General features: G+C 70.4%; 22 protein-coding genes and 2 pseudogenes. 10 read left to right on the top strand and 14 right to left on the bottom strand.

Going from position 1 to position 23,860, the window contains the following annotated elements:
• Positions 1-2: 2 nt before the first annotated feature.
• Genes ACWD0A_RS06785 through ACWD0A_RS06775 form a run of 3 tightly spaced genes read right to left on the bottom strand, consistent with a single transcriptional unit; the run spans position 3 to position 2,976 of the window.
• The gene (locus tag ACWD0A_RS06785; RefSeq protein ID WP_451295284.1) at positions 3-1,472 is read right to left on the bottom strand and encodes an FAD/NAD(P)-dependent oxidoreductase; all 1,470 of its coding nucleotides are present in this window, start codon (positions 1,470-1,472) and stop codon (positions 3-5) included.
• Positions 1,453-1,767, bottom strand: coding sequence for a (2Fe-2S)-binding protein (locus tag ACWD0A_RS06780; protein ID WP_451295282.1), 315 nt, complete (start codon positions 1,765-1,767; stop codon positions 1,453-1,455). Before ACWD0A_RS06780 ends, ACWD0A_RS06785 begins: the two co-directional genes overlap by 20 nt.
• A gap of 33 nt (positions 1,768-1,800) precedes the next feature.
• On the bottom strand, positions 1,801-2,976 hold the full coding sequence (locus tag ACWD0A_RS06775; protein ID WP_451295280.1) for an NAD(P)/FAD-dependent oxidoreductase: 1,176 nt from the start codon (positions 2,974-2,976) through the stop codon (positions 1,801-1,803).
• Positions 2,977-3,171: 195 nt separating this feature from the next.
• On the opposite strand from ACWD0A_RS06775, the gene ACWD0A_RS06770 reads away from it, so the two are divergent.
• From ACWD0A_RS06770 to ACWD0A_RS06750, 5 genes are read left to right on the top strand one after another with little or no spacing between them, the layout of a single operon-like run.
• A complete protein-coding gene (locus ACWD0A_RS06770; RefSeq protein ID WP_451295278.1) occupies positions 3,172-4,917 on the top strand; it encodes an ABC transporter substrate-binding protein in 1,746 nt (581 codons plus the stop codon).
• A 10-nt stretch (positions 4,918-4,927) separates the two neighbouring features.
• Positions 4,928-5,854, top strand: coding sequence for an ABC transporter permease (locus tag ACWD0A_RS06765; protein WP_451295276.1), 927 nt, complete (start codon positions 4,928-4,930; stop codon positions 5,852-5,854).
• A complete protein-coding gene (locus tag ACWD0A_RS06760; RefSeq protein WP_451295274.1) occupies positions 5,851-6,837 on the top strand; it encodes an ABC transporter permease in 987 nt (328 codons plus the stop codon). The genes ACWD0A_RS06765 and ACWD0A_RS06760 overlap by 4 nt, the downstream gene beginning before the upstream one ends.
• Entirely contained in the window at positions 6,837-7,841 is a 1,005-nt protein-coding gene (locus ACWD0A_RS06755; protein WP_451295272.1) for an ABC transporter ATP-binding protein, read from the top strand. Before ACWD0A_RS06760 ends, ACWD0A_RS06755 begins: the two co-directional genes overlap by 1 nt.
• The gene (locus tag ACWD0A_RS06750; RefSeq protein ID WP_451295270.1) at positions 7,838-8,824 is read left to right on the top strand and encodes an ABC transporter ATP-binding protein; all 987 of its coding nucleotides are present in this window, start codon (positions 7,838-7,840) and stop codon (positions 8,822-8,824) included. The genes ACWD0A_RS06755 and ACWD0A_RS06750 overlap by 4 nt, the downstream gene beginning before the upstream one ends.
• Before the next feature lie 533 nt (positions 8,825-9,357).
• On the opposite strand, the gene ACWD0A_RS06745 is transcribed toward ACWD0A_RS06750, so the two are convergent.
• Positions 9,358-9,939: a TetR/AcrR family transcriptional regulator gene (locus tag ACWD0A_RS06745; RefSeq protein ID WP_451295268.1), complete on the bottom strand. Its 582-nt coding sequence runs from the start codon at positions 9,937-9,939 to the stop codon at positions 9,358-9,360.
• A 238-nt stretch (positions 9,940-10,177) separates the two neighbouring features.
• Here ACWD0A_RS06745 and ACWD0A_RS06740 point away from each other — a divergent pair, with 238 nt between their 5' ends.
• The 4 genes and pseudogenes from ACWD0A_RS06740 to ACWD0A_RS06725 all read left to right on the top strand — a co-directional run bounded on the left by ACWD0A_RS06740 (position 10,178) and on the right by ACWD0A_RS06725 (position 13,086).
• Positions 10,178-11,479 carry a flavin monoamine oxidase family protein gene (locus tag ACWD0A_RS06740; protein WP_451295266.1) on the top strand — a complete coding sequence of 434 codons (1,302 nt, stop codon included), beginning with the start codon at positions 10,178-10,180 and terminating at the stop codon, positions 11,477-11,479.
• An 88-nt stretch (positions 11,480-11,567) separates the two neighbouring features.
• Positions 11,568-11,720, top strand: a pseudogene (locus ACWD0A_RS06735) (SDR family oxidoreductase); the annotation flags it as partial.
• The gene (locus ACWD0A_RS06730) at positions 11,720-12,763 is read left to right on the top strand and encodes a phosphotransferase family protein (RefSeq protein ID WP_451295264.1); all 1,044 of its coding nucleotides are present in this window, start codon (positions 11,720-11,722) and stop codon (positions 12,761-12,763) included. The pseudogene ACWD0A_RS06735 and the gene ACWD0A_RS06730, both read left to right, overlap by 1 nt.
• A 191-nt stretch (positions 12,764-12,954) precedes the next feature.
• The gene (locus tag ACWD0A_RS06725) at positions 12,955-13,086 is read left to right on the top strand and encodes a hypothetical protein (RefSeq protein WP_451295262.1); all 132 of its coding nucleotides are present in this window, start codon (positions 12,955-12,957) and stop codon (positions 13,084-13,086) included.
• Between the two features lie 96 nt (positions 13,087-13,182).
• Here the strand turns inward: ACWD0A_RS06725 and ACWD0A_RS06720 are convergent.
• The 7 genes and pseudogenes from ACWD0A_RS06720 to ACWD0A_RS06690 form a co-directional block, all read right to left on the bottom strand.
• A pseudogene (locus tag ACWD0A_RS06720) lies at positions 13,183-13,335 on the bottom strand (ATP-binding protein); the annotation flags it as partial.
• Positions 13,336-13,846: 511 nt separating this feature from the next.
• Complete coding sequence (locus ACWD0A_RS06715) at positions 13,847-15,568, bottom strand: acyl-CoA dehydrogenase family protein (RefSeq protein ID WP_451295260.1); 1,722 nt, start codon at positions 15,566-15,568, stop codon at positions 13,847-13,849.
• A 63-nt stretch (positions 15,569-15,631) separates the two neighbouring features.
• Positions 15,632-16,198: a PadR family transcriptional regulator gene (locus tag ACWD0A_RS06710; RefSeq protein ID WP_451295258.1), complete on the bottom strand. Its 567-nt coding sequence runs from the start codon at positions 16,196-16,198 to the stop codon at positions 15,632-15,634.
• An 89-nt stretch (positions 16,199-16,287) separates the two neighbouring features.
• Positions 16,288-18,021 carry a SpoIIE family protein phosphatase gene (locus tag ACWD0A_RS06705; RefSeq protein ID WP_451295256.1) on the bottom strand — a complete coding sequence of 578 codons (1,734 nt, stop codon included), beginning with the start codon at positions 18,019-18,021 and terminating at the stop codon, positions 16,288-16,290.
• A 46-nt stretch (positions 18,022-18,067) separates the two neighbouring features.
• Positions 18,068-18,454, bottom strand: a complete 387-nt coding sequence (locus ACWD0A_RS06700; RefSeq protein ID WP_451295254.1) for a VOC family protein — start codon at positions 18,452-18,454, stop codon at positions 18,068-18,070.
• The gene (locus tag ACWD0A_RS06695) at positions 18,451-18,744 is read right to left on the bottom strand and encodes an ArsR/SmtB family transcription factor (protein WP_451295252.1); all 294 of its coding nucleotides are present in this window, start codon (positions 18,742-18,744) and stop codon (positions 18,451-18,453) included. The genes ACWD0A_RS06700 and ACWD0A_RS06695 overlap by 4 nt, the downstream gene beginning before the upstream one ends.
• Positions 18,745-18,827: 83 nt before the next feature.
• A complete protein-coding gene (locus tag ACWD0A_RS06690) occupies positions 18,828-19,505 on the bottom strand; it encodes a helix-turn-helix domain-containing protein (protein WP_451295250.1) in 678 nt (225 codons plus the stop codon).
• Between the two features lie 275 nt (positions 19,506-19,780).
• Between ACWD0A_RS06690 and ACWD0A_RS06685 the strand changes: the two genes are divergently transcribed.
• Positions 19,781-21,226, top strand: a complete 1,446-nt coding sequence (locus tag ACWD0A_RS06685; protein WP_451295248.1) for an NCS2 family permease — start codon at positions 19,781-19,783, stop codon at positions 21,224-21,226.
• Between the two features lie 211 nt (positions 21,227-21,437).
• Here ACWD0A_RS06685 and ACWD0A_RS06680 read toward each other — a convergent pair whose 3' ends face one another.
• From ACWD0A_RS06680 to xdhC, 3 genes are all read right to left on the bottom strand, one after another.
• A complete protein-coding gene (locus ACWD0A_RS06680; RefSeq protein ID WP_451295246.1) occupies positions 21,438-21,764 on the bottom strand; it encodes an FGGY-family carbohydrate kinase in 327 nt (108 codons plus the stop codon).
• Between the two features lie 326 nt (positions 21,765-22,090).
• A complete protein-coding gene (locus tag ACWD0A_RS06675) occupies positions 22,091-22,660 on the bottom strand; it encodes an adenylate kinase (protein ID WP_451295244.1) in 570 nt (189 codons plus the stop codon).
• Between the two features lie 390 nt (positions 22,661-23,050).
• Positions 23,051-23,860, bottom strand: a complete 810-nt coding sequence (gene xdhC / locus ACWD0A_RS06670) for a xanthine dehydrogenase accessory protein XdhC (RefSeq protein ID WP_451295545.1) — start codon at positions 23,858-23,860, stop codon at positions 23,051-23,053.

Raw genomic sequence — 23,860 nt, 5'->3', positions numbered from 1 at the left:
GCCTACGACCGGCGGTCGCCGGCCTCGGCGCTTTCGGCGTCGGCCTCATCGAGGGCGGCCAGCACCGAGAGCGGAACCGGTGTCGCGAACGGGCGGCGCTCGGCCGGGGGTTCGGCGTCGCCGTCGCGCGCCGCGAGGCAGGCCACGGCCGTCCCGCACATCCGTCCCTGGCACCAGCCCATGCCGGCCCGGGTGAACAGCTTGACGGTGCGCGCGTCGCGCGCCCCGAGCTCGGCGACCGCCTCTCGGATGCGCCCGGCGGTGACCTCTTCGCAGCGGCACACGTCCGTGTCGTCGGTCAGCCACCCCGGCCAGCCGGACCCGGGTGCGTGGGCGGCGGCCATCACCTCGGCGAAGGCGCGCATGCGGTCCCGACGACGGCTCAGTCCGCGGATCCGGCCGGCGGGGACTCGGCTCCCCCGCAGCCGGACGGCGACCGCGACGCCCGCCAGCTCGCCCTCGACACGAGCCAGTTCCGCGCCTCCCACACCCCCGGCCTCGCCGACCGCCCACAGGCCGCGCACCGAGGACTGCTGGAGACCGTCGAGGGCGAGCGCGAGGGTGCCGTCGGGCAGTGTGCGGGTGGCGCAGCCGAGCGCCACGGCCAGTTCGATCTGGGGGACGAGCCCGTGCCCGACGGCCAGCGCGTCGCAGGCGATCCGGCGGCCCGACCCCTGTACGGGCCGCCAGTCGCGGTCGAGGCGGGTGACGGTGACGGCCTCCACCCGGTCGGAGCCGTGCACCTCGGTGACGGCGCTGCGGGTCCGCAGCCGCACGCCGTGCCGCAGTAGCGCCCCTCCGTGCAGCAGCGCCTCGGCCGCCTTGTGCGGGTTGGTGACGAGCGCCCGAGGGTTGCGGGCGTACCGCAGGTACCCGGACGCCTCCACCACCGCCGGCACCCGCGCCCCCGCCGCGGCCAGCGAGGAGGCAACGGCGAGAAGCAGCGGGCCGCTTCCCGCCACGACAATCCGTCTGCCGGGCAGGATCAGGCCGGACTTGAGCATGGCCTGCGCTCCCCCGGCGCTGACCACGCCGGGCAATGTCCATCCCTGGAAGGGGAGTTGACGCTCGTACGCGCCGGTGGCGAGCAGGACGGCGCGGGCGCGCACGCGGGCGCTGCGTTCGTCCGCTCCGTCGGGGCCGATGACGGCGTGAACGGTCCACGGGCCGTCGACGGCCTCGTCGCTCCTGGTCACGCTCCATACGTGGTGTCCGGCCAGATGGGTCACGTCGCTCTCGGCGAGACGTCGGCGCAGGTCGCGGAAGGCGGACCAGTCGTGGTGCAGCGCTTCGGGCCGCACGGCGCCGAGGCTCGGCGCCGGATGCCGGTAGAACTGTCCGCCGGTCTGCGCCGAGGCGTCCACCAGGGCCACGGACAGGCCGAGTTCGGAGGCGGCGACGGCGCCCGCGATTCCGGCGGAGCCCGCCCCGATGACCGCGAGGTCGTACGGTTCACACGCCGAGGCGGTCATGGCCGTGTCCTTCCTGAGTGGTGATCTCGTCGCCGGGGCGCGCGGGAACCAGGCAGGCCCGTCGGTTGGGCTCTCCATTGATCGTGGCCAGGCAGTCGTAGCACTGGCCGATGCCGCAGAACACGCCGCGCGGTCGGCCACCGTCCCGGGTGGAGCGCCAGGCGAGGATGCCGGCTCCCCACAAGGCGGCGGCCACAGACTGTCCGGGCAGGGCGGCGACGGGACGTCCGTCGAAGGTGATGTCGAACGACGGATCGGACTGCGCCCCGACCAGGTCGGCGGGGGTACGGGCCACGGGACCTCTCCTTTCGTGACGGTCTGAGTGGGCTCAGGACGACGCCGAGGCGAATCGCAGGGGCATGAACGGGCCGATGTCGACCGGGGGTTCACCCCCCATCAGGCACCGGGTGACGATCTGTCCCGTCACCGGCGCGAGACCGATCCCCGCTCCCTCGTGCCCGCATGCGTGCAGGAGACCGGGGACGCGCGGGTCCGGACCGATCGCCGGCAGGTGGTCCGGCAGATACGGCCGGAATCCGGCGTACGTGCGCATCGCCCGCACCCCGGCCAGCATCGGGAACAGGGCCGTGGCCCCGGCCGCGAGCCGCCGCAGCACCTCGGTGGAGAGCGACCGGTCGAAGCCGACCCGCTCCCGGCTGGCGCCGATGAGCACCGGGCCCGCCGGGGTGCCCTCGACCACCGCCGAGGTCTGCAGCGCCGCCGACCCACTGGCCACATCCGCCACATAGTCGGCCGCGTACACCTTGTGGCGCACCACCCGCGGCAGCGGTTCGGTGACCAGGACGAAGCCCCGGCGGGGCAGGACGGGAAGCTCCACCCCGGCGAGACGCGCGAGGTCACCGCCCCAGGTTCCGGCGGCGTTCACCACGTACGGGGCAGAGATCTCCCCGGCCGTCGTACGGACGCCGCGCACCTCTCCGGAGGCACCGGTGACGATCGCCTCGACCTCCTCGCCGAGCCTGAGCCGGACCGCACCGCGGCCGCCACTGTGCTCTCCGCCCGCACCCAGCAGGTGGGCGGCGGCGAGGGCGGGCATGACCTGGGCGTCCTGCGGATAGTGGAAGCCGCCGGCGAGGCCTGGGGCGATGTGCGGTTCGAGCTCGTGCAGCAGTTCGGCCGGGACCTCCCGGGCGTCGACACCGGCGTTGCCCTGTCCGGCGGCGAACGCCCGCAGGGCGTCCATCCCGTCCTCGTTCGAGGCGACGACGAGTCCGCCCTTGGGCTCGTAATCAATGTCCGGCGGGAGCAGTTCGGCCAGCTCCCGCCACAAGGCCCCGGAGAGCAGGGCGAGTTCGAGTTCCGGGCCGGGCTCCTTGTCGGAGACCAGGATGTTCCCCTCCCCCGCCCCCGTGGTGCCGCCGGCGACGGGGCCTCGGTCCACGACGGTGACGGTGAGGCCGGCCCGGGCGGCATAGTAGGCGCAAGCCGCGCCGACGACGCCTGCGCCGACGACGATGACGTCCGAGCTTCTTCTCGTGAGCACGTCAGTAATATTTCACATTGCACAACGAGAGACAAGGCCCCACCCGGACCCGGCGGACTCCCTACGACACGGATGGATAACAGGACCCCCGATGGGTTGTGCAGTGCAATTTCACATTACTATGTTACAGGTCACGTTCCAGCCGCCGCTCGCCGCCGAGCCGGCTGTCCGACTCTGCTCTCGGAGTGATCACTGATGGACACGCGCACCCGTACCGCACTCGCCACCGCGCTGGTGGCCGCCCTCAGCCTGGGAGCGGCCGCCTGTTCCGGCGGCAAGAAGGCCGACGACGGCCGGGGAGCCGAAAACCCCGCGACCGCGAACAACGGCGCGGTGGTCGGCGGTACGCCGCAGAGGGGCGGCACCCTGACGGTCCTGTCCAACCAGGACTTCACCCACCTCGACCCGGCCCGCAACTGGGTCATGAGCGACATGGACTTCGGCACGCGCCTGCTCTACCGCACCCTTGTCACGTACAAGGCGGAACCCGGCGCGAAGGGCGGCGAGTTGACCCCCGACCTCGCCGACAACCTCGGCGTCCCGTCCAACGGCGCCAGGACCTGGACATTCAAGCTCAAGAAGGGCCTGAAGTACGAGGACGGATCGCCCATCACCGCCCAGGACATCAAGTACAACGTCGAGCGGTCCTTCTCGCCCGATCTGCCCGGCGGCCCCGACTACGCGGCCCGCTACCTCACCGGCGCCGAGGGCTACCAGGGACCGTCCCAGGGCAAGCAGCTCGACTCCGTGAAGACCCCTGACGCCCACACGATCGTCTTCGAACTGCGCAAGCCCTTCGCCGAGTTCCCCTACGCGACCGTGCTGCCCACCTTCGCCCCCGTGCCGAAGGCGAAGGACAACGGCCCCCAGTACGACAACCGTCCCTTCTCCTCCGGCCCGTACAAGATCGAGTCCTACGCCCGCGACAAGCAGCTCACCCTGGTCCGCAACACCCACTGGGACCCGAAGACGGACACCGTGCGCAAGGCCTACCCGGACAAGGTCGTCATGACCATGGGCCTGAAGGCCACTCAGATCGACGACCGGCTCATCGCCTCCTCGGGCGCCGACGCCTCTGCCGTCCAATGGCGCAAGCTGAGCCCGGAGAGCACCTCCAAGGTGCTCACCAAGCCCGAGGTCAAGGCGCGGCTGCTCGCCGAGTCCAGCAACTGCACCGAGATGGTGCAGATGCACACCGGCCGCGCCCCCTTCGACAACGTCAAGGTCCGGCAGGCCGTGCAGTACGCCCTGGACCGGGAGGCGGTCACGACGGCCTCGGGCGGCCCCGCCCTCAACGACCCGGCCACTGCCCTCATGCCGGGGTCCCTCTTCGCCGGCAAGCAGCCCGACAGTCTGAAGATCCCGCTCACCGGTGACGTGGAGAAGGCCAAGCAACTCCTGAAGGAGGCCGGCCGGGCCGGCGGCTTCTCCACCAGTATCACCGTCTCCAACGGCGACAAGGGTGTCGGCGAGGCGATCCAGCAGTCCCTGGGCCGGGCCGGGATCAAGGTCGTCATCGAGACCGTCGACCCCTCGGCCTTCTACGACACCATCGGCGACACCAAGAACCGCACGGACCTCGTCTACACCGGCTGGTGCCCGGACTACCCCTCCGGCTCCACGTTCCTGCCCTTCGTCTTCGACGGCCGCTACATCAAGGAGAAGGGCAACTCCGGCAACCACTCCCTCTTCCGCGACGACGCGACCATGAAGCGGATGGACGAGATCGCCGCCATGACCGATGCCGCTCAGGCCGACAAGGCCTGGCAGGAACTGGACGGACAGATCCTCGCCAAGGCCCCGACCGCGCCCGCCGTCGTCGAACGCATGCCCCTGCTGATCGGCACCAACATCGCCGGCGCCTTCGGCCACACCTCCTTCGGCGGCCAGCTCGACTACGCCACCATCGGCCTCAAGGACCCCTCCGAGAGCGGCAGCTGAGTTGACCGTCATGTCCACCGTCTCCGCACCCCCCGCCACGGGCAGCGGACCCTGGCAGCTCGCCCGCGCGGAACTGCGCCGCCGCACCTCCGTGAAGCTCTCGCTCGCCGTGGTCGCGCTCTTCGCGCTGATGGCCGTCGCCGCCCCGCTGCTGAGCGCGCTGGGCGGCTGGGGCCCCGAGGAGTTCGACAAGAGCGCCGTCGATCCCTACCTGGGCGGTCAGCCCATCGGTCCGCTCGGCGGGGTCTCCGCCGAGCACTGGCTCGGCGTCGAACCCGTCACCGGCCGCGACCTGTTCGCCCGGGTCGTGCACGGCGCCCAGGTCTCCCTGCTCATCGCCTTCGCCGCGACCGCGATCGTCGTCCTCGCCGGGACGGCGGCCGGCATCGCCGCCGGGTTCTTCGGCGGCCGCACCGACGCCGTGCTCTCCCGGCTGATGGACCTCACCATGTCCTTCCCCTCCCTCATATTCATGATCGCGATGATGTCGGTGGCCCGGGACGTCAACCGGATCCTGCTGATGACTGCCGTCATCGGCCTCTTCGGCTGGCCCGGCATCGCCCGCGTCGTGCGGGGCCAGACCCTCTCGCTCAAGCACCGCGAGTACGTCGATGCCGCCCGCGTCGGCGGATCGGGGCCCTTGCGTATCCTGGTCCGCGAGATCCTGCCGGGTGTCGCCGGGCCCGTCATCGCGTACACCACCCTGATCATCCCGGGGATGATCGCCACCGAGGCGGCGCTGAGCTATCTCGGCGTCGGCGTGCGCCCGCCCACCCCCTCCTGGGGCCAGATGATCGCCGAGAGCGTCGCCTACTACGACACGGATCCCATGTACTTCGTCGTCCCGAGCCTCTGCCTCTTCCTCACGGTGCTCGCGTTCACCCTGCTCGGGGATGCCCTGCGGGACGTCCTCGACCCGAGAGGAAGCGGCTCGTGATCCTCTACCTCGGCCGCCGGCTCCTCGGCGTACTCGGCGTCCTGGTCGCCATCGCCGCCGTCACCTTCACCATCTTCTACGTCCTTCCCTCCGACCCGGCAGCCGCGGCGTGCGGCAAGTCGTGCAGCGTCGAACGCCTGGAGGCGATCCGCGCCCACATGGGCCTGGACGACCCTCTGTGGCGGCAGTTCACCGACTTCGTCACCGGCATCTTCACCGGCCGCACCATGGGCAGCGGGCAGTACGCCCTGCACTGCGAGTTCCCGTGCCTGGGCTACTCGTACGAGAACAGCCAGGGCGTCTGGGAGCTCCTCGTGGACCGGCTTCCGGTCTCCGCCTCGCTCGCCCTGGGCGCCGCCACGATATGGCTGCTGCTCGGTCTCACCGCGGGGGTCACCGCCGCCCTGCACAAGGACACGTTCACCGACCGCGCCCTGATGGTCGGCGCGGTCGCCGCCGCCTCGCTGCCCGTCTACTTCACCTCGGTGATGCTGATCTACGGGCTGATCCGGGTGGCCGGGCTGCTGCCCTATCCGCAGTACGTCCCCTTCGGCTCCGACCCCGGCGCCTGGGCCTCCAACCTGCTGCTCCCCTGGCTGGCGCTCGCGATCCTGTACGCGGCCATGTACGCCCGGCAGAGCCGCAGTTCGATGATCGAGAGCATGGCGGAGCCGTACATCCGCACTGCCCGCGCCAAGGGTCTGCCGCGACGCACGGTGGTCGTCAAGCACGGACTGCGGGCGGGCATGACGCCCGTCCTCACCATCTTCGGGATGGACCTGGGCGGTCTGCTCGCGGGCGCGGTGATCACCGAGTCCATCTTCGGGCTGCCCGGCATCGGACGGCTCTTCTACGGCGCCCTGTCCACCGGGGACCAGCCGGTCATCCTCGGGGTCACCCTGCTCGCCGCCACCTTCATCGTCGTCGCCAACCTGGCCGTCGACCTGCTGTACGCCGTCGTCGACCCGCGAGTGAGGTACTGATGGCCGAGTCCGCCTCCCTGCTGTCGGTACGGGACCTGACGGTCACCTTCCCGACGAAGCGCGGCCCGGTCCGGGCCGTCGACTCCCTCGCCTTCGACGTGCCGCGCGGCCGGACCCTCGGCATCGTCGGCGAGTCCGGCTCCGGAAAGTCGGTCACCTCGCTGGCCGTGATGGGCCTGCACACCGGCGCCGAGGTCACCGGCTCCGTCACCCTGGCCGGACGGGAGCTGATCGGTCTGTCCGACCGCGAGCTGAACGGTCTGCGCGGCCGGAGGATGGCGATGATCTTCCAGGACCCGCTGTCCAGCCTGCACCCGTACTACACCGTGGGGGAGCAGATAGCCGAGCACCACCGGGTCCACTTCGGCTCGGGCCGAAAGGCCGCCCGTGAGCGGGCCGTCGAGGCGCTCGCCGAGGTCGGAATCCCCGAACCGCGGCGCCGGGCCGGCGAGTACCCGCACCAGTTCTCGGGCGGTATGCGCCAGCGCGTGATGATCGCCATGGCGCTGGTGTGCGAGCCCGATCTCCTCATCGCCGACGAGCCGACCACCGCCCTGGACGTCACCGTCCAGGCCCAGATCCTGGAGCTGATCGCCCGCCTCCAGCAGGAGCGGGGGCTCGCCGTCGTCATGATCACGCACGATCTGGGAGTGGTCGCCCGGGTGGCCCACGACGTCCTGGTGATGTACGGCGGCCGGGCCGCCGAACACGCTCCGGTGGACGCCCTGTTCGCGGCGCCCGCCCACCCGTACACTCGCGGCCTGCTCGACTCGCTGCCCCGGCTCGACGACCACGACGACGCCCCGCTGCGGGCGATCCCGGGCAGCCCGCCGTCCCTGCTCGACCCGGCACCGGGCTGCGCGTTCACGCCCCGCTGCCCCCGCGCGGCCGCCGGCTCCGAGGAGGAGCGGGCGCGCTGCGCCGGCGAACGCCCGCTGCTCCGCGGCCCGGACGGGCATCCGGCCGCCTGCCACTTCCCCGCGTACGAAGGCGTCGCCTCATGACCACGACCACGACATCCCAGCCCCTGCTCCGTGTACGGGACCTGACGATGACCTTCCCGGGGGGCCGGGCCCGCTCGGCCCCGGTCCGGGCCGTCGACGGCGTCGGCTTCGACGTGGCGGCGGGTGAGACCCTGGGGCTCGTCGGCGAGTCCGGCTGCGGCAAGTCGACCACCGGCCGCGTGATCGTCCGGCTCCTGGAACCCACCGCCGGCTCCGTCTCGTACGAGGGACGCGACATCAGCCATCTGTCCCAGCGCGAGCTCAAGCCGCTCCGCCGCGATCTGCAGATGGTCTTCCAGGATCCGCACTCCTCCCTCAACCCCCGGCACACGGTGGCCCGGATCATCTCCGACCCGCTGATGGTGCAGGGGAGTTCGGCGTCAAAGGCGCGCAAGCGGGCCGTGGAGCTGATGGATCTGGTCGGGCTCATCCCGGAGCACATCGACCGCTATCCGCACGAGTTCTCCGGCGGTCAGGCCCAGCGCATCGGCATCGCCCGCGCGCTGGCCACCAGCCCCCGGCTCGTCGTCGCCGACGAACCCGTCTCCGCCCTCGACGTCTCCGTCCAGGCCCAGATCGTCAATCTGATGGAGCGGCTCCAGAGCGAACTCGGGCTCGCCTACCTCTTCATCGCCCACGACCTGTCGGTCGTCAAGCGGGTCTGCGACCGGGTCGCCGTGATGTATCTCGGCCGGATCGTGGAGATCGGCACGAAGGAACGGGTGTACGCGGCCCCCGCCCACCCCTACACCTGCGCGCTGCTCTCCGCCGTGCCGCTGCCCGACCCCGCGGCCGAGCGGTCCCGGGAGCGGATCACACTGCTCGGCGACCCGCCGAGCCCGGCCGCTCCCCCGCCCGGCTGCACCTTCCACCCGCGCTGCCCCAAGGCCGAAGAGATCTGCCGGACCGAGGCCCCGCTGTTGCGCGTCGCCTCGACCGGCGGGACGCGCCAGGTCGCCTGCCACTTCCCCGAAGCAGGCTGACCCGCGGCTGTGCCCCGGCTCCCGTCGGGGAGCCGGGGCACAGCCGTACGCGTACCGGTCACGACGTGGTGATCCGCACGGTCTCGCCGTACCGTCGGCGCCCAGGACGTCGGTCCGGACACCGGCCACGGCGTCGTGGAAGGACTCGCCCGCCCAGTAGGGGGCGTCGTCCAGCGGCGACAGCCGGCAGCCGGCGTGGCACGTGGCTTGGCGTCCATGACCCGGATTCACCATCCTCTTCGCGGAGGACCCGCGCGAGACCTCCCTCCTCCGGACCCTCCACGCGATCGGGTCGTCCGGTGGGATCGAGCACAACTCGCCGCCGGACGGCAGCATCGGCATCCTCCTGACGTTCGTGGGCACCGCCGGCTCCGGCCCCGGTCTCAGGTGGAGCGACGCGGTCCTCAACGACCCCGGTGCGCGCCGGGCAGGGCCGCGTGGCCGGCGGCCTCACGCCGCGACCTCCTCCAGCCGAGCTCCAGCTGCCGCTCGCGCGTCCACCGGGGCTCGCCGGTTTCCGGCGAATCGTCGCGTCAGTCGCCTCGTTCCGGACTGTGCGAGGCGTAGGTCTCGAGGTAGGCGGTGACGAGGCGTCGCGCTTCGTCAATCGTGGTGTCGTCGCCGGTCGGGGAGCGCCGGAACGCGACGTCGAAGAGTCGGCCGCCGGCCTCGAAGGCGAGTTGCAGGACGAGTTGAGGGGTGTCGGCGGGGAGGAGGTTCCGCTCGATGAGCAAGCGCCAGAGCAGCCCTGCCTTCGACTCGTCGAATGCCTGGACCTGTTCGACGAGTTTCTCGTGACGCCCTGCGAACCACAGCTCGACGCAGCTCGGGTGCTCGCGGAAGTAGGCGAGCAGCGGGTCGATGATCGCGTCGGCGCCGTCGCGCAGCGTGCGCAGCGGGGAGTGGTCGAGCGCGGCGTCGACACGCTCGTCGAGCTCGTGCACATGGCGCTGCATGAGCTCGGCGTCGACCTGATGCCGGTCGGCGAAGTAGTGGTAGACGGAGGCGATCGGGATGCCCGCCCGCTCGCCGATCGCCTTGAGGGTGGCTGCCTCGTAGCCCTGCTCACCGAGCAGCGCCTCGGCGGCGTCCAGGATGGCCCGCCTCCGTTCCATGCCACGGCGCTGTACAGCCGGGCGAGCCGGCGCCTGGGTTGTCGAATTTTTCTCGAACACAATTCGAGATCGTATCAGTCACGCTGTCGAACTTCCTCGCGCACGAAGGTTGACAGCCCTCGAACACGCCTTAAACTCGAACTCGATTCGAGATCGCATATCGCGCTCTCGATCAGACCGATCGCGACACGATTTCGCCGCGCACACAGAGGGCGTGGACAGGAGAAACGGAGTGGTCATGGCCAGCAGTTGTGACGTTGTGGTGATCGGTGCCGGCTTCGCCGGGGTCACCGCGGCACGGGACCTCGGCGCCGAGGGGCTCTCGGTGGTCCTCCTCGAAGCGCGCGACCGAGTCGGTGGCAGGACCTACATGGGCGAAGCCTTCGGTCGCCGGATGGAGTTCGGCGGCACCTATGTGCACTGGACCCAGCCGAACGTGTGGCGCGAGCTCCAGCGTCACAACATCCCGCTGGCGGTGCCGCTCGACATCGACAAGGTGTACTGGCTGGCCGACGGCACGGTGCACTCCGGCAGCCAGCTCGACTACAACACCGCCGTCGGTCCCCTCGCGGCACAGTTCTTCGTCGACGCACGGGCCCGGTTCCCGCTGCCGTTCGACGTGACCGCGATCGACGCCGGTGAGATCGAGAAGGAGTCGGTCGGGGACCGGCTCGACTCGCTGGAGCTGTCCGCGTACGACAGGGACGTACTCGACGGGATGCTGGCCACCCTGGTCCACTCCTACAGCGAGCAGGGCATCGAGCAGATGCTGGTCTGGGCGGCCACGAACTTCGGCGACTGGGGCGCGTTCCTGGAAACCGCCGGCTTCTGGCCGATCGAAGGCGGAACCAAGAGGCTCATCGAGGCCATGCTCGACGAATCGAAGGCCGACCTCTGTCTCTCCACGCCCGTCAGCGCGATCGAGGACGACGGCTCCGCCGTCGTCGTGACCACCCGCACCGGCGAGCGGATCCGGGCCCGCTCGGCCGTCGTCGCGCTCCCGCTCAACACGCTGGGCGACGTCACCATCACCCCCGAGCTCGCTCAGCCGGTGCGCGGCATGATCGAGCAGAAGCACCCGATGCGGACCTCCAAGATCTGGGCGAGGGTCCGAGGCGAGATCGAGCCCTTCTACGCGTTCGCCCCGGTAGGCAAGAACTCCGTCAACGCAGCCCGGGTGGAGTACCTGCACGGCGGCGACACGCTCGTCGTGTGCTTTGCCTCCGACGCCTCGGCCCTCGACGCCGGAGACCGCGAGGCCGTGCAGGCCGCGCTGCGGACGTTCGTCCCCGGCATCGAGGTCCTCGAGACGGCCGCCCACGACTGGGTGGGCGACGAGTTCTCCCAAGGAACATGGGTCCACCACCGACCCGGCAACCTCACCAAGGCCGCTCCGCAGATGCGTCAGCCTCACGGGCGCCTCCACTTCGCCGGAGGCGACATCGCGTCGCTGGGCGTCGGGGGGATCGACGGCGCCATCGAAAGCGGCGCGCGAGCTGCCCGGAACGTCGCGGCAGCGCTGGCCGATGGCCGCTACTGACACGCCCGGCCCCGTCGAGGAGAAACCATGGCCGACACATTCGCAGGGCGGACCGCGATCGTCACCGGTGCCAGTCGCGGCATCGGGCGACGAAGTCGCGGCGGCGTACCCGCTGGGGCGGCTCGGGATTCCCCGGGACATCGGCAGCGTCGTGGCGTTCCTGCTCTCCGGTGACGCGGCGTGGATGACCGGCCAGACGCTGGTCGTCGACGGTGGCGTCACGCCGGCGGGAGGTGCGTGATGACCCTGCGAGACACCAACGGGACTCCGGGCATCGACCTGACCCGACTGCGTCCCTGGTTCGCGGAGGCCGTGCCGCAGGCACGGGTCGGCCACCTCTCGGCCACCCTGATCACCGGCGGCAGATCCAAGCTGACCTACCGCCTCACCGACGGTGCGGCGAGCTGGATCCTGCGCCGCTCGCGGCTGGGCCGTGTGCTCGCCACGGCCCGCGACATGGGACGTGAGTACGCGGTGATGTCGGCGCTCGCCGACACCGCGGTGCCGGTGCCGAGGCTGCACGGCCTCTGCCTCGACGCCGGGGTGCTGGGTGCCGAGTTCTACGTCATGGAGGCGGTCGAGGGCACGCTGTACCGAACAGCCGTGCAGCTGGAGCCACTTGGTGAGGAGCGGGTGCGCGCGATCTCCACCGCGCTCGTGGACGCCCTCGCCGACCTCCACGAGGTGGATCCGAGCGCGGTCGGGCTCCGCGGCTTGGGCCGGCCCGAGGGATTCCTCACGCGTCAAGTCGCGCGGTGGCGCAAGCAACTGGACGCGTCGTACTCCCGCGACCTGCCGGCCGCCGACACGTTGCACGCCGCGCTCGCGGAGCGGGCCCCCAGCGTGGACGCCGCCGCCCGCCCCGGGATCGTCCATGGCGACTTCCGCCTCGACAACGTGCTGATCGACGGCGGCGACCGTCTCCGGGCCGTCATCCACTGGGAGATGGCCACCCTGGGCGACCCGGTGACCGACCTGGCGCTGATGCTGCTCTGCACCCGTACGGCCCGCCTGGTCGGCGCGGGTGTCGTCCCCGACGCCGGACTCGCGCCCGGCTTCCTGTCCGAGGCCGAGATCATCGCGCGGTACGACGCCCGCAGCAGGCGCGACCTCAGCGACCTCGGCTTCCACCTCGGTCTCGCGGCCTTCAAGCTCGCCGCGATCCTCGAGGGCATCCACTGCCGCCACTTGAGCGGGCAGACCGTCGGACCCGGATCCGACCGGATCGGCGAGGCGATCCACCCACTGCTGGACGCCGGACTCGCCGCACTGAAGAACCGCTGAGTATGCACGTGCGTTCGCCCCCCGCACCGGGACGCTCCGGGAGAACGTTCTCGACCTCATGGGGAGTCACATCCACCCGTCCGAGGCGGGTGGCATGTCCCAACACTTCCCCTCTTGGACGGACCGGAACGCACGGTCGTACGCGGCCCGTTCCGGCCGGCGCCCCGAGCGGCCTGCACGGGGAGACGGTGATGTCCCCCAAGCCTCCGTGGTTCGTCACCAGCCGCACCGCGGCCACCACGGGCCGTCTCCTCACCGACTTCGCCGCAGCACCCGGCTGGTCCGCGCTGCCGAGGATCTTCGCCTCCGCGCTGCGCGGCTGACACCGTTCCGGCCTCTTCCTGGAGATCACCCATGCTCGATCCGGCGGGCCGATGACCATGCGGTCCGATCAAGGGCTGGGCCGCCGGCTCTGTCGGTCAGGGAAAGGGCTGTTCGGTCCAGATGACCTTGCCGTCAGGGGTGCAGCGGGTCCCCCAGCGCTCGGTGAGCTGGGCAACGAGGAAGAGTCCACGTCCGCCCTCGTCCTCGTTCCTGGCGCGCCGCAGCCGGGGCGAGGTGCTGCTGCCGTCGCAGAGGGACGTAGCGGACCGGGTCGCCGACTCCGTACAGATGCGGCTCCTCTCGGACGGATGTCGTCACAGGCGACGGACAACGGGAGCACTTCCCTCACCCGGAGGCGGCCCGTCGCGCGCCGCCACTCGGCTCGCCGACCGGCTGGTCTCCCGGCGCATTCACCCCAGACCTTCTGTGACCTGCATCACAACATTGGACCAGGAGGCGGGGATGGGTGCCCGCCTTGCGTCCGCGGAGGGCGGAGAGGTGTCCATCGGCCGACCCAGCCGCCCCCCTGGACGTGAAACTGCCGGGCCGTCAGCTCCCTGCCGCACCGTAGCCGCCGGCTCACAGTCCATTCCCGGCCGGCAGGCGGAACCCTCGGGCGTGATCCAGTTCAGCGATCATCAGCGTGAAGGCGCCGCCGCCCGCTGCGAGAAGGCCGATGATCACGAGCATCGAGCGCTTCCTTGACCGCCGTCGGAGGCCTGCGACCGCCACCGCCGACAGCCGCCCGTCGCCGCGTTGTTACGGCGCCATCTCGTACGCCCCGGACAGTGCCTCCACCCGCTCCCACACCCGCGCCGAGCGGGCCTGGTCGGCGGCAGGGCGCCGGATCGCGCCGAGTGCCCAGATCTGCTGCCGCTCGGTGGCGGAGTCCTTCCCGTGCAGCTCGACGGCGTGCGCGGAGAAGTCGCGTACGAGCACGGCGAACAGTTCGTCCAGCACGTCCTCGTCGAGGCCGGTCAGGCGCGCCTGCTCCAGGATCAGCTGCCCGTGGACGACGAGCGCGAACAACTGGCCGACGGAGAGCAGGAGATCGAGGTCGCGGCTCTGCTCCTCGTCGGGGGCGGCGGTGGTGACGAACTCGCACAGCGCGTCCGCCTGCTCGCGGAGGAGGGCGACGTTGGGCAGGGCCGCATAGGCGTCGTAGGCCGCGCGCCAGTCGTGGAAGCGGACGGAGCCCAGGCCGCGGGCCGGTCCCTGCTGGAAGAGGAAGGTGTCGTCGGCCGCGTCGAGGCGGGTCGGGACGGGCGCGTACTCGGCCGGGCCCAGCAGGTGGTTGTGCATGAACTTGAGGATCAGCGCGAGATTGACGTGGACCGTGCCCTCCAGCTTGGGCAGGCCGCGGATCTCGACGGCCGCCTGGGCGAAGTAGTTGTCCTTCTCGAAGCCCTTGGCCGCGATGACGTCCCACATCAGGTCGATGACCTTCTCTCCCTCCGTGGTCACCTTCATCTTCGTCATCGGGTTGAAGAGCAGGTAGCGGCGGTCGTCGGGGCCGGCGGTGCGGAAGTAGTCGACGGCGCGGTCGCTGAAGAGCTTCATGCCGACAAGACGGACGTACGCGTCGGTCAGCTCGCGGCGCACGTGCGGGAAGGCGGTGACGGGGCGGCCGTAGAGGATGCGGTGGTGCGCGTGAGTGACGGCCTCGTACATCGCGTGCTCGCAGATGCCGATGGAGGCGGTGCAGAGGTTGAACTTGCCCACGTTCACGGTGTTGAGGGCGGCGTCGAAGGCGGCGCGGCCCGTGTGCAGGACGTCGTCCGGGCCGACCGGGTAGTTCTCCAGGCGGAACTCGCTGACGTACTTGGAGGAGTCGACGACGTTCTTCACGAGGTGGTAGGCCGGGTGACGGCTGTCGGCCGCGAAGAAGACGTATCCGTCGGGGCCCTCGATGTCGGTGCGGCGGCCGAAGACGGAGACCAGACCGGCGGCGTTGCCGTTGCCGATGTAGTACTTGGAGCCGCTGGCCTTGAAGCCGCCGTTGCCGTCGGGCTCCAGCAGCATGTCCGTCGAGTATATGTCGGCGCCGTGCGTCTTCTCGGAGAGGCCGAATGCGAACACCTCGCCCTGGGAGAGGAGTTCGGCCGCACGGGCGCGGGCGGCCGCGTTGCCGCTCTGCCAGACGGGGCCGAGGCCGAGGATGGTGACCTGCCACGCGTACCAGTAGTCGAGCCCGTAGAAGCCGAAGATCTCGTTGAGTGCGGCGATGCGGGCGGTGTCCCACCGCTTGTCCTCGTGCCCGTCGGCGGCGGAGGCCGGCGTGAGGAAGGTCGCGAACAGCCCCTCCTTGGCCGCGAACGCCAGGAAGTCCGCGAGCCAGGCCCGGGAGCGGTAGTCCTCGATCAGCCGGCGCTTGCCCCGCTCCTCGAACCAGTCGACGGTGGCGCGCAGCAGCCTGCGGGTCTCGGGATCGAAGTGCGCCGGGTCGTAGGTGCGCGGGTTGAACAGCAGGGTGTCGGCCATGGAGGTTCGCCTTCCGAGGAGTTGAGAGTGAAAGGTGCCGGTCGGGAGGAAAGGACGGGCAGTTCAGGTACGCGGGGGTGACGCGACGAGCCGGTGGACGGTGGCGAGCACGTCGTCGAGCCAGGCGATCGTCATCCGTTCGTACGCGATGCCGCCGCGCAGCACGACATGCTGCAGTTCCTGGCCGGCGTCGGGCGGCGCGGGGGCCTCGGGCCCGGTGAAGTCGCGTACTTCCCCGGCGAGGTAGTGCGCCAGTCGGTCCCTGTGCACCTGACGGTGCCGCTCGACCTCGCTGATCAGCGCGGCCGGGTCGTCGAACGCCGCGCCTCGGATCTTCACGGCGAGATCGTGCCGGAGGCTCTCGGGTTCGATCGGTTCGTGCAGCCACTCGGAGAGGGCGGCGCGGCCGCGCCCGGCGACGGAGTACTCCCTCTTGTCCGGCCGGCCCTGTTGTGCCACGTCGCGGACGTCGAGCAGGCCGTCGCTCTCCATGCGCTTGAGCACGCGGTAGATCTGCTGGTGGGTGGCGGTCCAGAAGTAACCGATGGACCGCTCGAAACGCCGGGCCAGCTCATAGCCGGAGCCCGGCTTCTCCAGAAGCGAGACGAGTATCGCGTGTTCGAGCGCCACACGGCGATCCTGCTATGCAACTCGTTGCATAGACAAGCGGCAGCGCCCGGGTGAGACACGGCTCACCCGGGGCACGTGCCTGAGACGCGTCAGAGGTCGGGCCCGTCCCCCGAAGGAACGCGCACGAGCAGGAGGGCGACGTCGTCGTCGTTGTCCTCGGGGCGGGCTCGTTGCATGAGGAGGTCGGTGAAGGCTTCCAGAGGCCGGTGGGCCAGAGAGGCGGCATTCCGGCGCAGCCTCTCCAGGCCGTCGTCGAGCGAACGGCCGGGGGATTCGATCAGGCCGTCGGTGTAGAGCACCAGTGTGGACAGTGGCGGCAGCACGACCGTTGCGTCCTCACGGGGCATGCTGACGTGGGAGCCGAGAAGGATGCCGTGTCCGTCGTCGAGGTAGCGGCTCTGACCGTCGTACGTGACCAGCAGAGGCGGCGGGTGGCCGGCGTTCGTCCACCGAAGCCTCCACTGCCCCTCGTCGTCCGTCTCCAGCCGGCCGAAGATCATGGTGGCCATCTCGACTTCCGAGATGTGGGACAGGGCCTCGTCGACATGACTGACGACGACACTGGGCGGTTCCTGCTGCGACCAGGCGTAGGCCCGCAGAATGTTGCGGAGCTGGGCCATGTCGGCCGCCGCGTCCAGGTCGTGCCCGACGACGTCGCCGATGACCAGCGCGAGGGCCTGGTCGGGAAGGCGGAAGGCGTCGTACCAGTCGCCGCCGACCTGGGACGCGTGCGGCGCGGGCAGGTAGCGAGCGGCCATTTCCAGGCCCGGTACACGGGGCATCTGGGGCAGCAGGTGACGTTGCATGGTCTCGGAGACCTTGCGCTGCCGCTGGTAGAGACGCGCGTTGTCCAGGGCCAGACCGGCGCGGCGGGTGATGTCCTCCAGCAGGGGGATGTCGGCGCCTGTGAAGACGTCGGGGCGGTCGGATCTGCCGAGGGTGAGAGCCCCGAGGACCTCTCGCAGTCCGCGGATGGGCGCGATGACCGCGGAGTGCATCCGCGTGCCCTCGAAGAGCCTGCGCTGTTCGACGGCGATGCCGGAGTCGGGCGGCCCCTGATACGTCTCGGGCGTCGCCAGGGTCGACCCCCCGCCCCGCAGCGCCCGGGACAGCGGCTGGGGAGAGGCTGGGGGCACCGGTGGCATGGCTCCCTCCAAGTCCCCGCGGCGCACGAGCCGGCCGTCCTCCTCGTGCGCGACCACGGTGCGCCACACCTCGTCGTTGTCACTGATCAGGTCGATGATCGCCCAGTCCGCCAACAGGGGAACGACCAGCCGCACCAGTCGGTCCAGCGCCTCGTCGACATCCAGGGTGGAGGTGAGCTGGGTGGTCGTCTCGGCCAGCAACGCCAGACGTTCCAACTCCGACAGCCGCTCCATGCTGAGGTCCGCGGCCCGCAGGTGCCGTCCGGCGGACTCGTGCTCGTGGAACACCACCAGGGCGCCCACTTCGTCGGCGCCGAGGCGGAGCGGGGCAGCCAGCCAGGACATCGACAGCAAGGTCCCGTCACCGCGCTCGAAGTAGCCCAGTTCCTCCTGCCGGGTTCGCCGGGCGACGAAGGCTTCCATCATCGGGCAGCGGCTCCTGGGAATGGTCATCCCGTTGCCGTCCCGGTGGAGCAGATCATGCGCGTCGCGACCGAGCAGATCCTCGGCGCTCCGTCCCAACAACGCCTCGGCCTCGCCGTTCACCGCGACGATGGCGCCGTCGGCATCCACCGCGTACGCGCCGGCCTCCAGTCCGGCCAGCCAACTGCCCAGTCGGTGCCGCGACGCAGCGAACTGCTCCGCGTCCCTCGCCCGACCACCACTTTGCGCGCTCATGTCCCCATACCTCCGCACTCGAGCCGGCACTGCGCCACAGGCGGTCCTACTCGACGTGGGCGATCTGGATGAGGTTGCCGCAGGTGTCGTCCAGCACCGCGGTGGTGACCGGGCCCGTCTTCAGGGGCTCCTGGGTGAACCGCACGCCCAGCCCCCGCAGCCTGGCGAACTCCGCGTGCACGTCGTCCACGGCGAAGGAGGTGGCCGGGATGCCGTCCTCGACCAGTGCCGACGTGTACGGCTTCACGGCGGGGTGGCTGTCCGGCTCCAGCACCAGTTCCGTGCCGTCGGGGTTCTCGGGAGAGACCACGGTCAGCCACCGGTGCTCACCCAGCGGGACATCGTTCTTCTTCACGAAGCCCAGTACGTCGGTGTAGAAGCGGAGGGCCTTGTCCTGGTCGTCGACGAAGACGCTGGCCAGGTTGATTCTCATGGCGTTCGCTCCGGTGCGTCGGGCCTGAGCCATCGGGCGATGATGCGCTCAAGCGGTTCGGTGTTCAGGTCGTGGAACTTGTAGCGGCCCTCGCGTCGCGTCCGTATCAGATCCGCGGCTTCCAGCACCGCGAGGTGCTGGCTGATCGCCTGGCGGGACAGCCCGAGTCCGTGTTTGGCCGTCAGCCGTGCGCAGATCTCGAACAGGGACTGCCCGTCCCGTTCCACCAGCTCGTCGAGGATTCGCCTGCGGGTGGGGTCGGCCAGAGCCTTGAAGACATCACTCGCCACAGCCCCATCGTAGGCAAGCATGCACTTGCCTATCAAGGTGCGGGACACCTCCATCGGCCTGGCCCGAGAGACGCACGAGGTCGTCAGTGGTCCGGGAGTCGGGCCCAGAAGTGACTGACGATGTCGTCGATGTACCGTCGCCCGTTCTCGCCGGAGGCGATGGCGCCGCCGGCCCGGCTGAGGGTGGCGGCCATGAGGGTCTGGTACTCCTGATGCATCGCGCGCAGGGGTTCTTGCAGGTCGCGGCGCTCCATGGAGACGAGGCGGGCGATGGCGCGGATGTGGGCCTGCCACCGCGTGGAGACGGCTTCGGTGAGGAGGTGGGCGAGTTCGCCCTCGAGGCCGGTGATGGCGACGAAGTCGCGCGGAGGGAGATTCAGGACGGTGCCGAGAGCGGCGGACTGCCGTTTGTCGCCGGTCCATCGGCCGGTTTCTTCCATGTGGTGATAGGCATCGAGGGCGACGCCGGTCGAGCGGGCGACGTCCTCGGCGGCCAGCCCGCGGGCGAGGCGGTGTTCCCGCAGGGTGCGAGGGGCGCCCATGAGATCGCGGGGCGCGCACCACAGGGCGCCGGCGAGGGCGGTGAGTTCGTTGGCGGTGGGCAGGGCGGTGCCGCGTTCCCACGCGGCGATGTGGTCGGGGGTGATGTGGGTCATGCCGTAGGAGGCGCGCATGCCGTAGGCGACGTGGCCGGGGGCCATCCCGAGTTTCTCGCGCAGAGTGCGGGCAGCGCGCGCGTTGAAGGGGAGCGGTGGATGCACAGGCTGAGAGTAGGCAGTCACCAGGGGTGAACTCCATGGCCGCTGTCGCCCGCATCCCGTTTTGGCGCGATAGGTCGTCGGCGATTCTGTAGGAACCGACAGGGGTGGCACGAGAAGTCAACCCCTGGATACCGCAAGGTAATTGAGATCACGTCCCCGACGCGTATGATCCGCTTCCAAGGTGCCGTATGTGTGTTCGCACAACTGACTGCCACACGCTCCCGGCGCCACCGCCATGCCTTCCCCTCGCACCTGCAGGTCCAGGAGACGCAGTCATGCAGACCAGCACGACCGGCCCGGCCGACGCCGGGGCCACCAGAGCCCATGGCCCGCTCGACCGGTTCTTCCGCATCAGCGAACGCGGCTCGACCTACAGCCGGGAGGTACGCGGCGGGTTCGCCACGTTCTTCACCATGGCGTACATCCTGGTGCTCAACCCGATCATCCTGAGCAGCGCCAAGGACAAATTCGGCGAGCAGCTGGACGCCGGCCAACTGGTCACCGCCACGGCGCTGGTGGCCGCGGTCATGACCGTCATCATGAGTGTGGGCGGCAACCTGCCGCTCGCCCTGGCCGCGGGCCTGGGCATCAACGCCGTCGTCGCCTTCCAGGTCGCCCCCCTGATGAGCTGGGACGACGCGATGGGCCTCGTCGTGCTCGAAGGCCTGCTGATCTGCGTCCTGGTGGTGACCGGTCTGCGCGAGGCCGTCATGCATGCCATCCCGCAACCCCTCAAGCAGGCCATCAGCGTCGGCATCGGCCTGTTCATCGCGTTCATCGGTTTCGTGGACGCCGGGTTCGTCACCCGCATCCCGGACGCCGCGAACACCACCGTGCCCGTGCAGCTCGGCACCGGTGCCCTCACCGGCTGGCCCATGCTCGTGTTCTGCCTCGGTGTGCTCCTGACGATCGTTCTCCTCGCCCGCAAGGTCAGGGGCGCCATCCTCATCAGCATCGTCCTCATGACCGTCGTCGCCGTCGTCGTCAACGCGGTCGCCGACGTCAAGACCTGGGGTCTGACGTCGCCCTCCGTACCCGACAAGCCCTTCGCCGCCCCCGACTTCGGGCTGCTGGGCAACTTTGACCTGTTCGGCTCGTTCGGTCAGGTCAGCGTGCTGACCGTCGTCCTGCTCGTGTTCACCCTGGTCCTGTCCGACTTCTTCGACACCATGGGCACCGTCGTCGGCGTCACCGCCGAGGCCGGCCTCCTCGACGAGCGGGGTCAGGTCCCTGGCCTGGGCCGTGTGCTGCTCATCGACGGTGCGGCCGCTGTTGCGGGTGGCGCCGCCTCCTCGTCGTCCGCCACCACCTACATCGAATCCGCCGCAGGTGTCGGTGAAGGCGCCCGGACCGGCTTCGCCAACCTCGTCACCGGCGGGCTGTTCGCGCTCGCCCTGTTCCTCGCCCCCGTCCTGACGATCGTGCCTCTCCAGGCCGCGGCCCCGGCCCTCGTCGCGGTCGGGTTCCTGATGATGACCCAGGTCAAGCACATCGACTGGGACCGCTACGAGGTCGCCGTCCCCGCCTTCCTGACCATCGTCGTCATGCCGTTCACCTACTCGATCACCAACGGCATCGGCGCCGGCTTCATCGCCTACGTGGTCATCAAGGCGTGCCTGGGCAAGGCCCGCGAAGTCCACTGGCTGCTCTGGGGCACCGCAGCGCTCTTCCTCGTCTACTTCGCCATCGACCCGCTGGAGCAGCTGCTCGGCATCAAGTGACCGCCCGGGCAGGGTGGCTCCCGTGACACCGCAACGGGGCCACCCCTGCCGGTGGAGTGTCGTCGACACTGCCACAGGCCCAAGGCCGGCAGGGCACCCGTTCCTGCCGGCCTCATCGCGCAGCAGATCCGCCTCTCGGCCTTCCTCCGGACACGTGCGCCCTCGGCCGACGCGTGACCACGTGGTCGTGGGCCTGTGAAGGCGCGCACCGTCAGGAACTCCTCCGGGCCGGGGTGAGCCGGGCGGCAGCCGCGTCCCATACGGCGGTGTCGCGTCGTGGGGTGCAGCGCCTGAGGTGTTGGGTGGAGGCGATGAGCCGGCGCATCGCGGCCAGGTCGTCCACCAGTCCGGCTGCTCTGGCCTGAATGAGGATGTTGCCGAGGGCGGCGGCTTCTGTGGGCCCGGCGATGACGGGAAGGCCGGTGGCGTCGGCGGTGAGCTGACAGAGCAGGTCGTTGCGGGAGCCTCCGCCGACGAGGTGGCGCCACCGCGTCGATCGCCCCCACGCTCCTCGACCGGCTGCGGTTCTCCAACGCACCGGTGTTCGGGGTCGCCAAGCGGCAGAACTACGGCCTCGTCGGCCCGGTGGGACTTGTCCCGTACGGCCGGGCAGTCGCCGAAGGCTGACCACCCGCGCCCGCTGCGCAGTGAGCCGGCCGGAGAGTCGGCCCGCGCCGCGCGACCCGGCCGGCCGGATCCATGACGGGTCCGGCCGGCCGTGGACGGCGGAACAGACACCGGTGTCGGCGTATCGGCTCATGTGCGGAAGGCCGCTGCGGCCTGCTGACGTGGCGGATCAGGTCGCTCTGTGGCGGCCGCTTCCGGCAGCCACCCCAGAGCGTCACCGCCGATTGGCGACCAGCCCTATCCGGCAGCCAGGGTTTGTTCCCTGTCGGTCAGGCCCGCCAGTGCTCGCGACGCGATCTCGTCGATCGGTCCGACGGCACGCACCGTCAGCAGGATGCCCGAGTAGTGGGCGAGGAGAGGTGCCGTCTGGCGGCGGTACACCTGCTGCCGGTGCCGGATGACGTCCTCGGTGTCGTCCGGCCGGCCGCGGTTCAGCAGCCGTGCCACGACCTCCTCCTCCGGAGCCGTGAACTCCAGCACCGCGTCCAGCGGGGAGCCCATGGCATCCAGCACGGCGGTGAGTTCGCGAGCCTGGGGCACGGTGCGGGGGAAGCCGTCGAGGAGGAAGCCGTGCCGGGCGTCCGGTTGTGCCAGTCGTCGGCGGACCATCTCACCGGTGAGGTCGTCGGGTACGAGGCCGCCCGTGTCGAGGTAGCGCTGGGCGGTGCGCCCGAGCTCGGTCCGGCGGCTCACGTGCTCGCGGAACAGGTCGCCGGTGGAGATGTGGGGTACGCCGAGCTTCTCGTGGAGGATGGCTGCCTGGGTGCCCTTGCCTGCTCCGGGAGGGCCGATGAGGACGATTCGCATCAGTGGTTGCACACCTTTCCGTCGTTACCTGCGCTTGAGTCATCTGTGCGCCGTGGCCCGGCTGTTCCGCCCCGCCGCCTTCTCGTCACGCGGCATGTGAGGAGCCGCCGCCCGCGTGGGCACCCCGGCCGAGCGCGGTGAGGCCGCCCCGACCGCATGGCAGAGCCCCGATGTCCGATTCCCCTTTCCTCGCGCAGCATCGGTCATGCGGCCCGCGGGGAGCCACCGGTGAGCGCAGCGTTGATCAGGTCCGTCACGGAGACTTGTTTCACTCGGTAGTTTCCGGTAGCCGGCGAGGGATGCGGCTATGCCGATGAAGGCGAGGAAAGGGTGCCCCGCATGGGTGCGTTCGCACGAGCGCGGGGCACCCCTGTCGATCCGGTCGGAGAGTCAGTTCCCCTCGGTTTCGAAGGTGCGCAGCAAGTCGGCAGCGACGCTCACGGCAATGGTCGCGGGTTCCTTGCCGGTGATGTCGGCCAGCCCGATCGGGGTCTTGATCCGATCGATGGTGGCCTCGTCGTGACCGCCCTCGGTGGCGAGGCGTTTGCGGAACCGTACCCACTTGGCCGCCGACCCGATCAGCCCGATGGAGCCGAGATGGTTCGTGCGCAAGGCGGCATCGCACAGAGCGGCGTCCTCGGCGTGATCATGGGTCATGATCAGGACGTGGGTGCCGCGCGGCACCTCCTCCAGCACCTCCTCGGGCAGCAGCGGCCTGTGATGCACGTGCACCTGCGCCACCGCGTCTGCCAGCACGTCGAGCCGCTCCTCGGTGAGGATGTCGGAGCGGGTGTCGATCAGATGGAGGTCGAGGTCCTGACGTGCCAGGATGCGCGCCAGTTCCAGCCCGACGTGCCCGACACCGAAGATCGCCACCGCCCTTGCCACCGGCAGCGGTTCGAGCAGCACCGAGACTGTGCCGCCGCAGCACTGCACGCCATGCTGGTTGGTCACCTTGTCGTTCAGGGCGAAATCAATCAGCTCCGGCTCCGGCTTGGACGCGGCGATCATCTCCCGGGCCCGATCGATCGCGACGGCCTCGACATTGCCGCCACCGATCGAGCCCCAGGTCTCGGTCTGCCCCACAACGAGTTTCGCACCGGCGTCGCGCGGGGCATGGCCGCGCACGGTCGCGACGGTCACCAGCACGCCGGACTCCCGGCGCGCTCGCAACCGTGCGACCGCGGCCACCCACGTCAT

The organism is Streptomyces sp. NPDC002867 (assembly GCF_053591895.1).
This window is presented reverse-complemented; position numbering and strand designations above follow the sequence as displayed.

Coding starts and splice junctions, on each gene's coding strand:
- ACWD0A_RS06785 (WP_451295284.1), bottom strand. CDS start 1,472: ATGACCGCCTCGGCGTGTGAACCGTACGACCTCGCGGTCATCGGGGCG.
- ACWD0A_RS06770 (WP_451295278.1), top strand. CDS start 3,172: ATGGACACGCGCACCCGTACCGCACTCGCCACCGCGCTGGTGGCCGCC.
- ACWD0A_RS06765 (WP_451295276.1), top strand. CDS start 4,928: ATGTCCACCGTCTCCGCACCCCCCGCCACGGGCAGCGGACCCTGGCAG.
- ACWD0A_RS06755 (WP_451295272.1), top strand. CDS start 6,837: ATGGCCGAGTCCGCCTCCCTGCTGTCGGTACGGGACCTGACGGTCACC.
- ACWD0A_RS06750 (WP_451295270.1), top strand. CDS start 7,838: ATGACCACGACCACGACATCCCAGCCCCTGCTCCGTGTACGGGACCTG.
- ACWD0A_RS06745 (WP_451295268.1), bottom strand. CDS start 9,939: ATGGAACGGAGGCGGGCCATCCTGGACGCCGCCGAGGCGCTGCTCGGT.
- ACWD0A_RS06740 (WP_451295266.1), top strand. CDS start 10,178: ATGGCCAGCAGTTGTGACGTTGTGGTGATCGGTGCCGGCTTCGCCGGG.
- ACWD0A_RS06730 (WP_451295264.1), top strand. CDS start 11,720: ATGACCCTGCGAGACACCAACGGGACTCCGGGCATCGACCTGACCCGA.
- ACWD0A_RS06725 (WP_451295262.1), top strand. CDS start 12,955: ATGTCCCCCAAGCCTCCGTGGTTCGTCACCAGCCGCACCGCGGCCACC.
- ACWD0A_RS06715 (WP_451295260.1), bottom strand. CDS start 15,568: ATGGCCGACACCCTGCTGTTCAACCCGCGCACCTACGACCCGGCGCAC.
- ACWD0A_RS06705 (WP_451295256.1), bottom strand. CDS start 18,021: ATGAGCGCGCAAAGTGGTGGTCGGGCGAGGGACGCGGAGCAGTTCGCT.
- ACWD0A_RS06700 (WP_451295254.1), bottom strand. CDS start 18,454: ATGAGAATCAACCTGGCCAGCGTCTTCGTCGACGACCAGGACAAGGCC.
- ACWD0A_RS06685 (WP_451295248.1), top strand. CDS start 19,781: ATGCAGACCAGCACGACCGGCCCGGCCGACGCCGGGGCCACCAGAGCC.
- ACWD0A_RS06675 (WP_451295244.1), bottom strand. CDS start 22,660: ATGCGAATCGTCCTCATCGGCCCTCCCGGAGCAGGCAAGGGCACCCAG.
- xdhC (WP_451295545.1), bottom strand. CDS start 23,860: ATGACGTGGGTGGCCGCGGTCGCACGGTTGCGAGCGCGCCGGGAGTCC.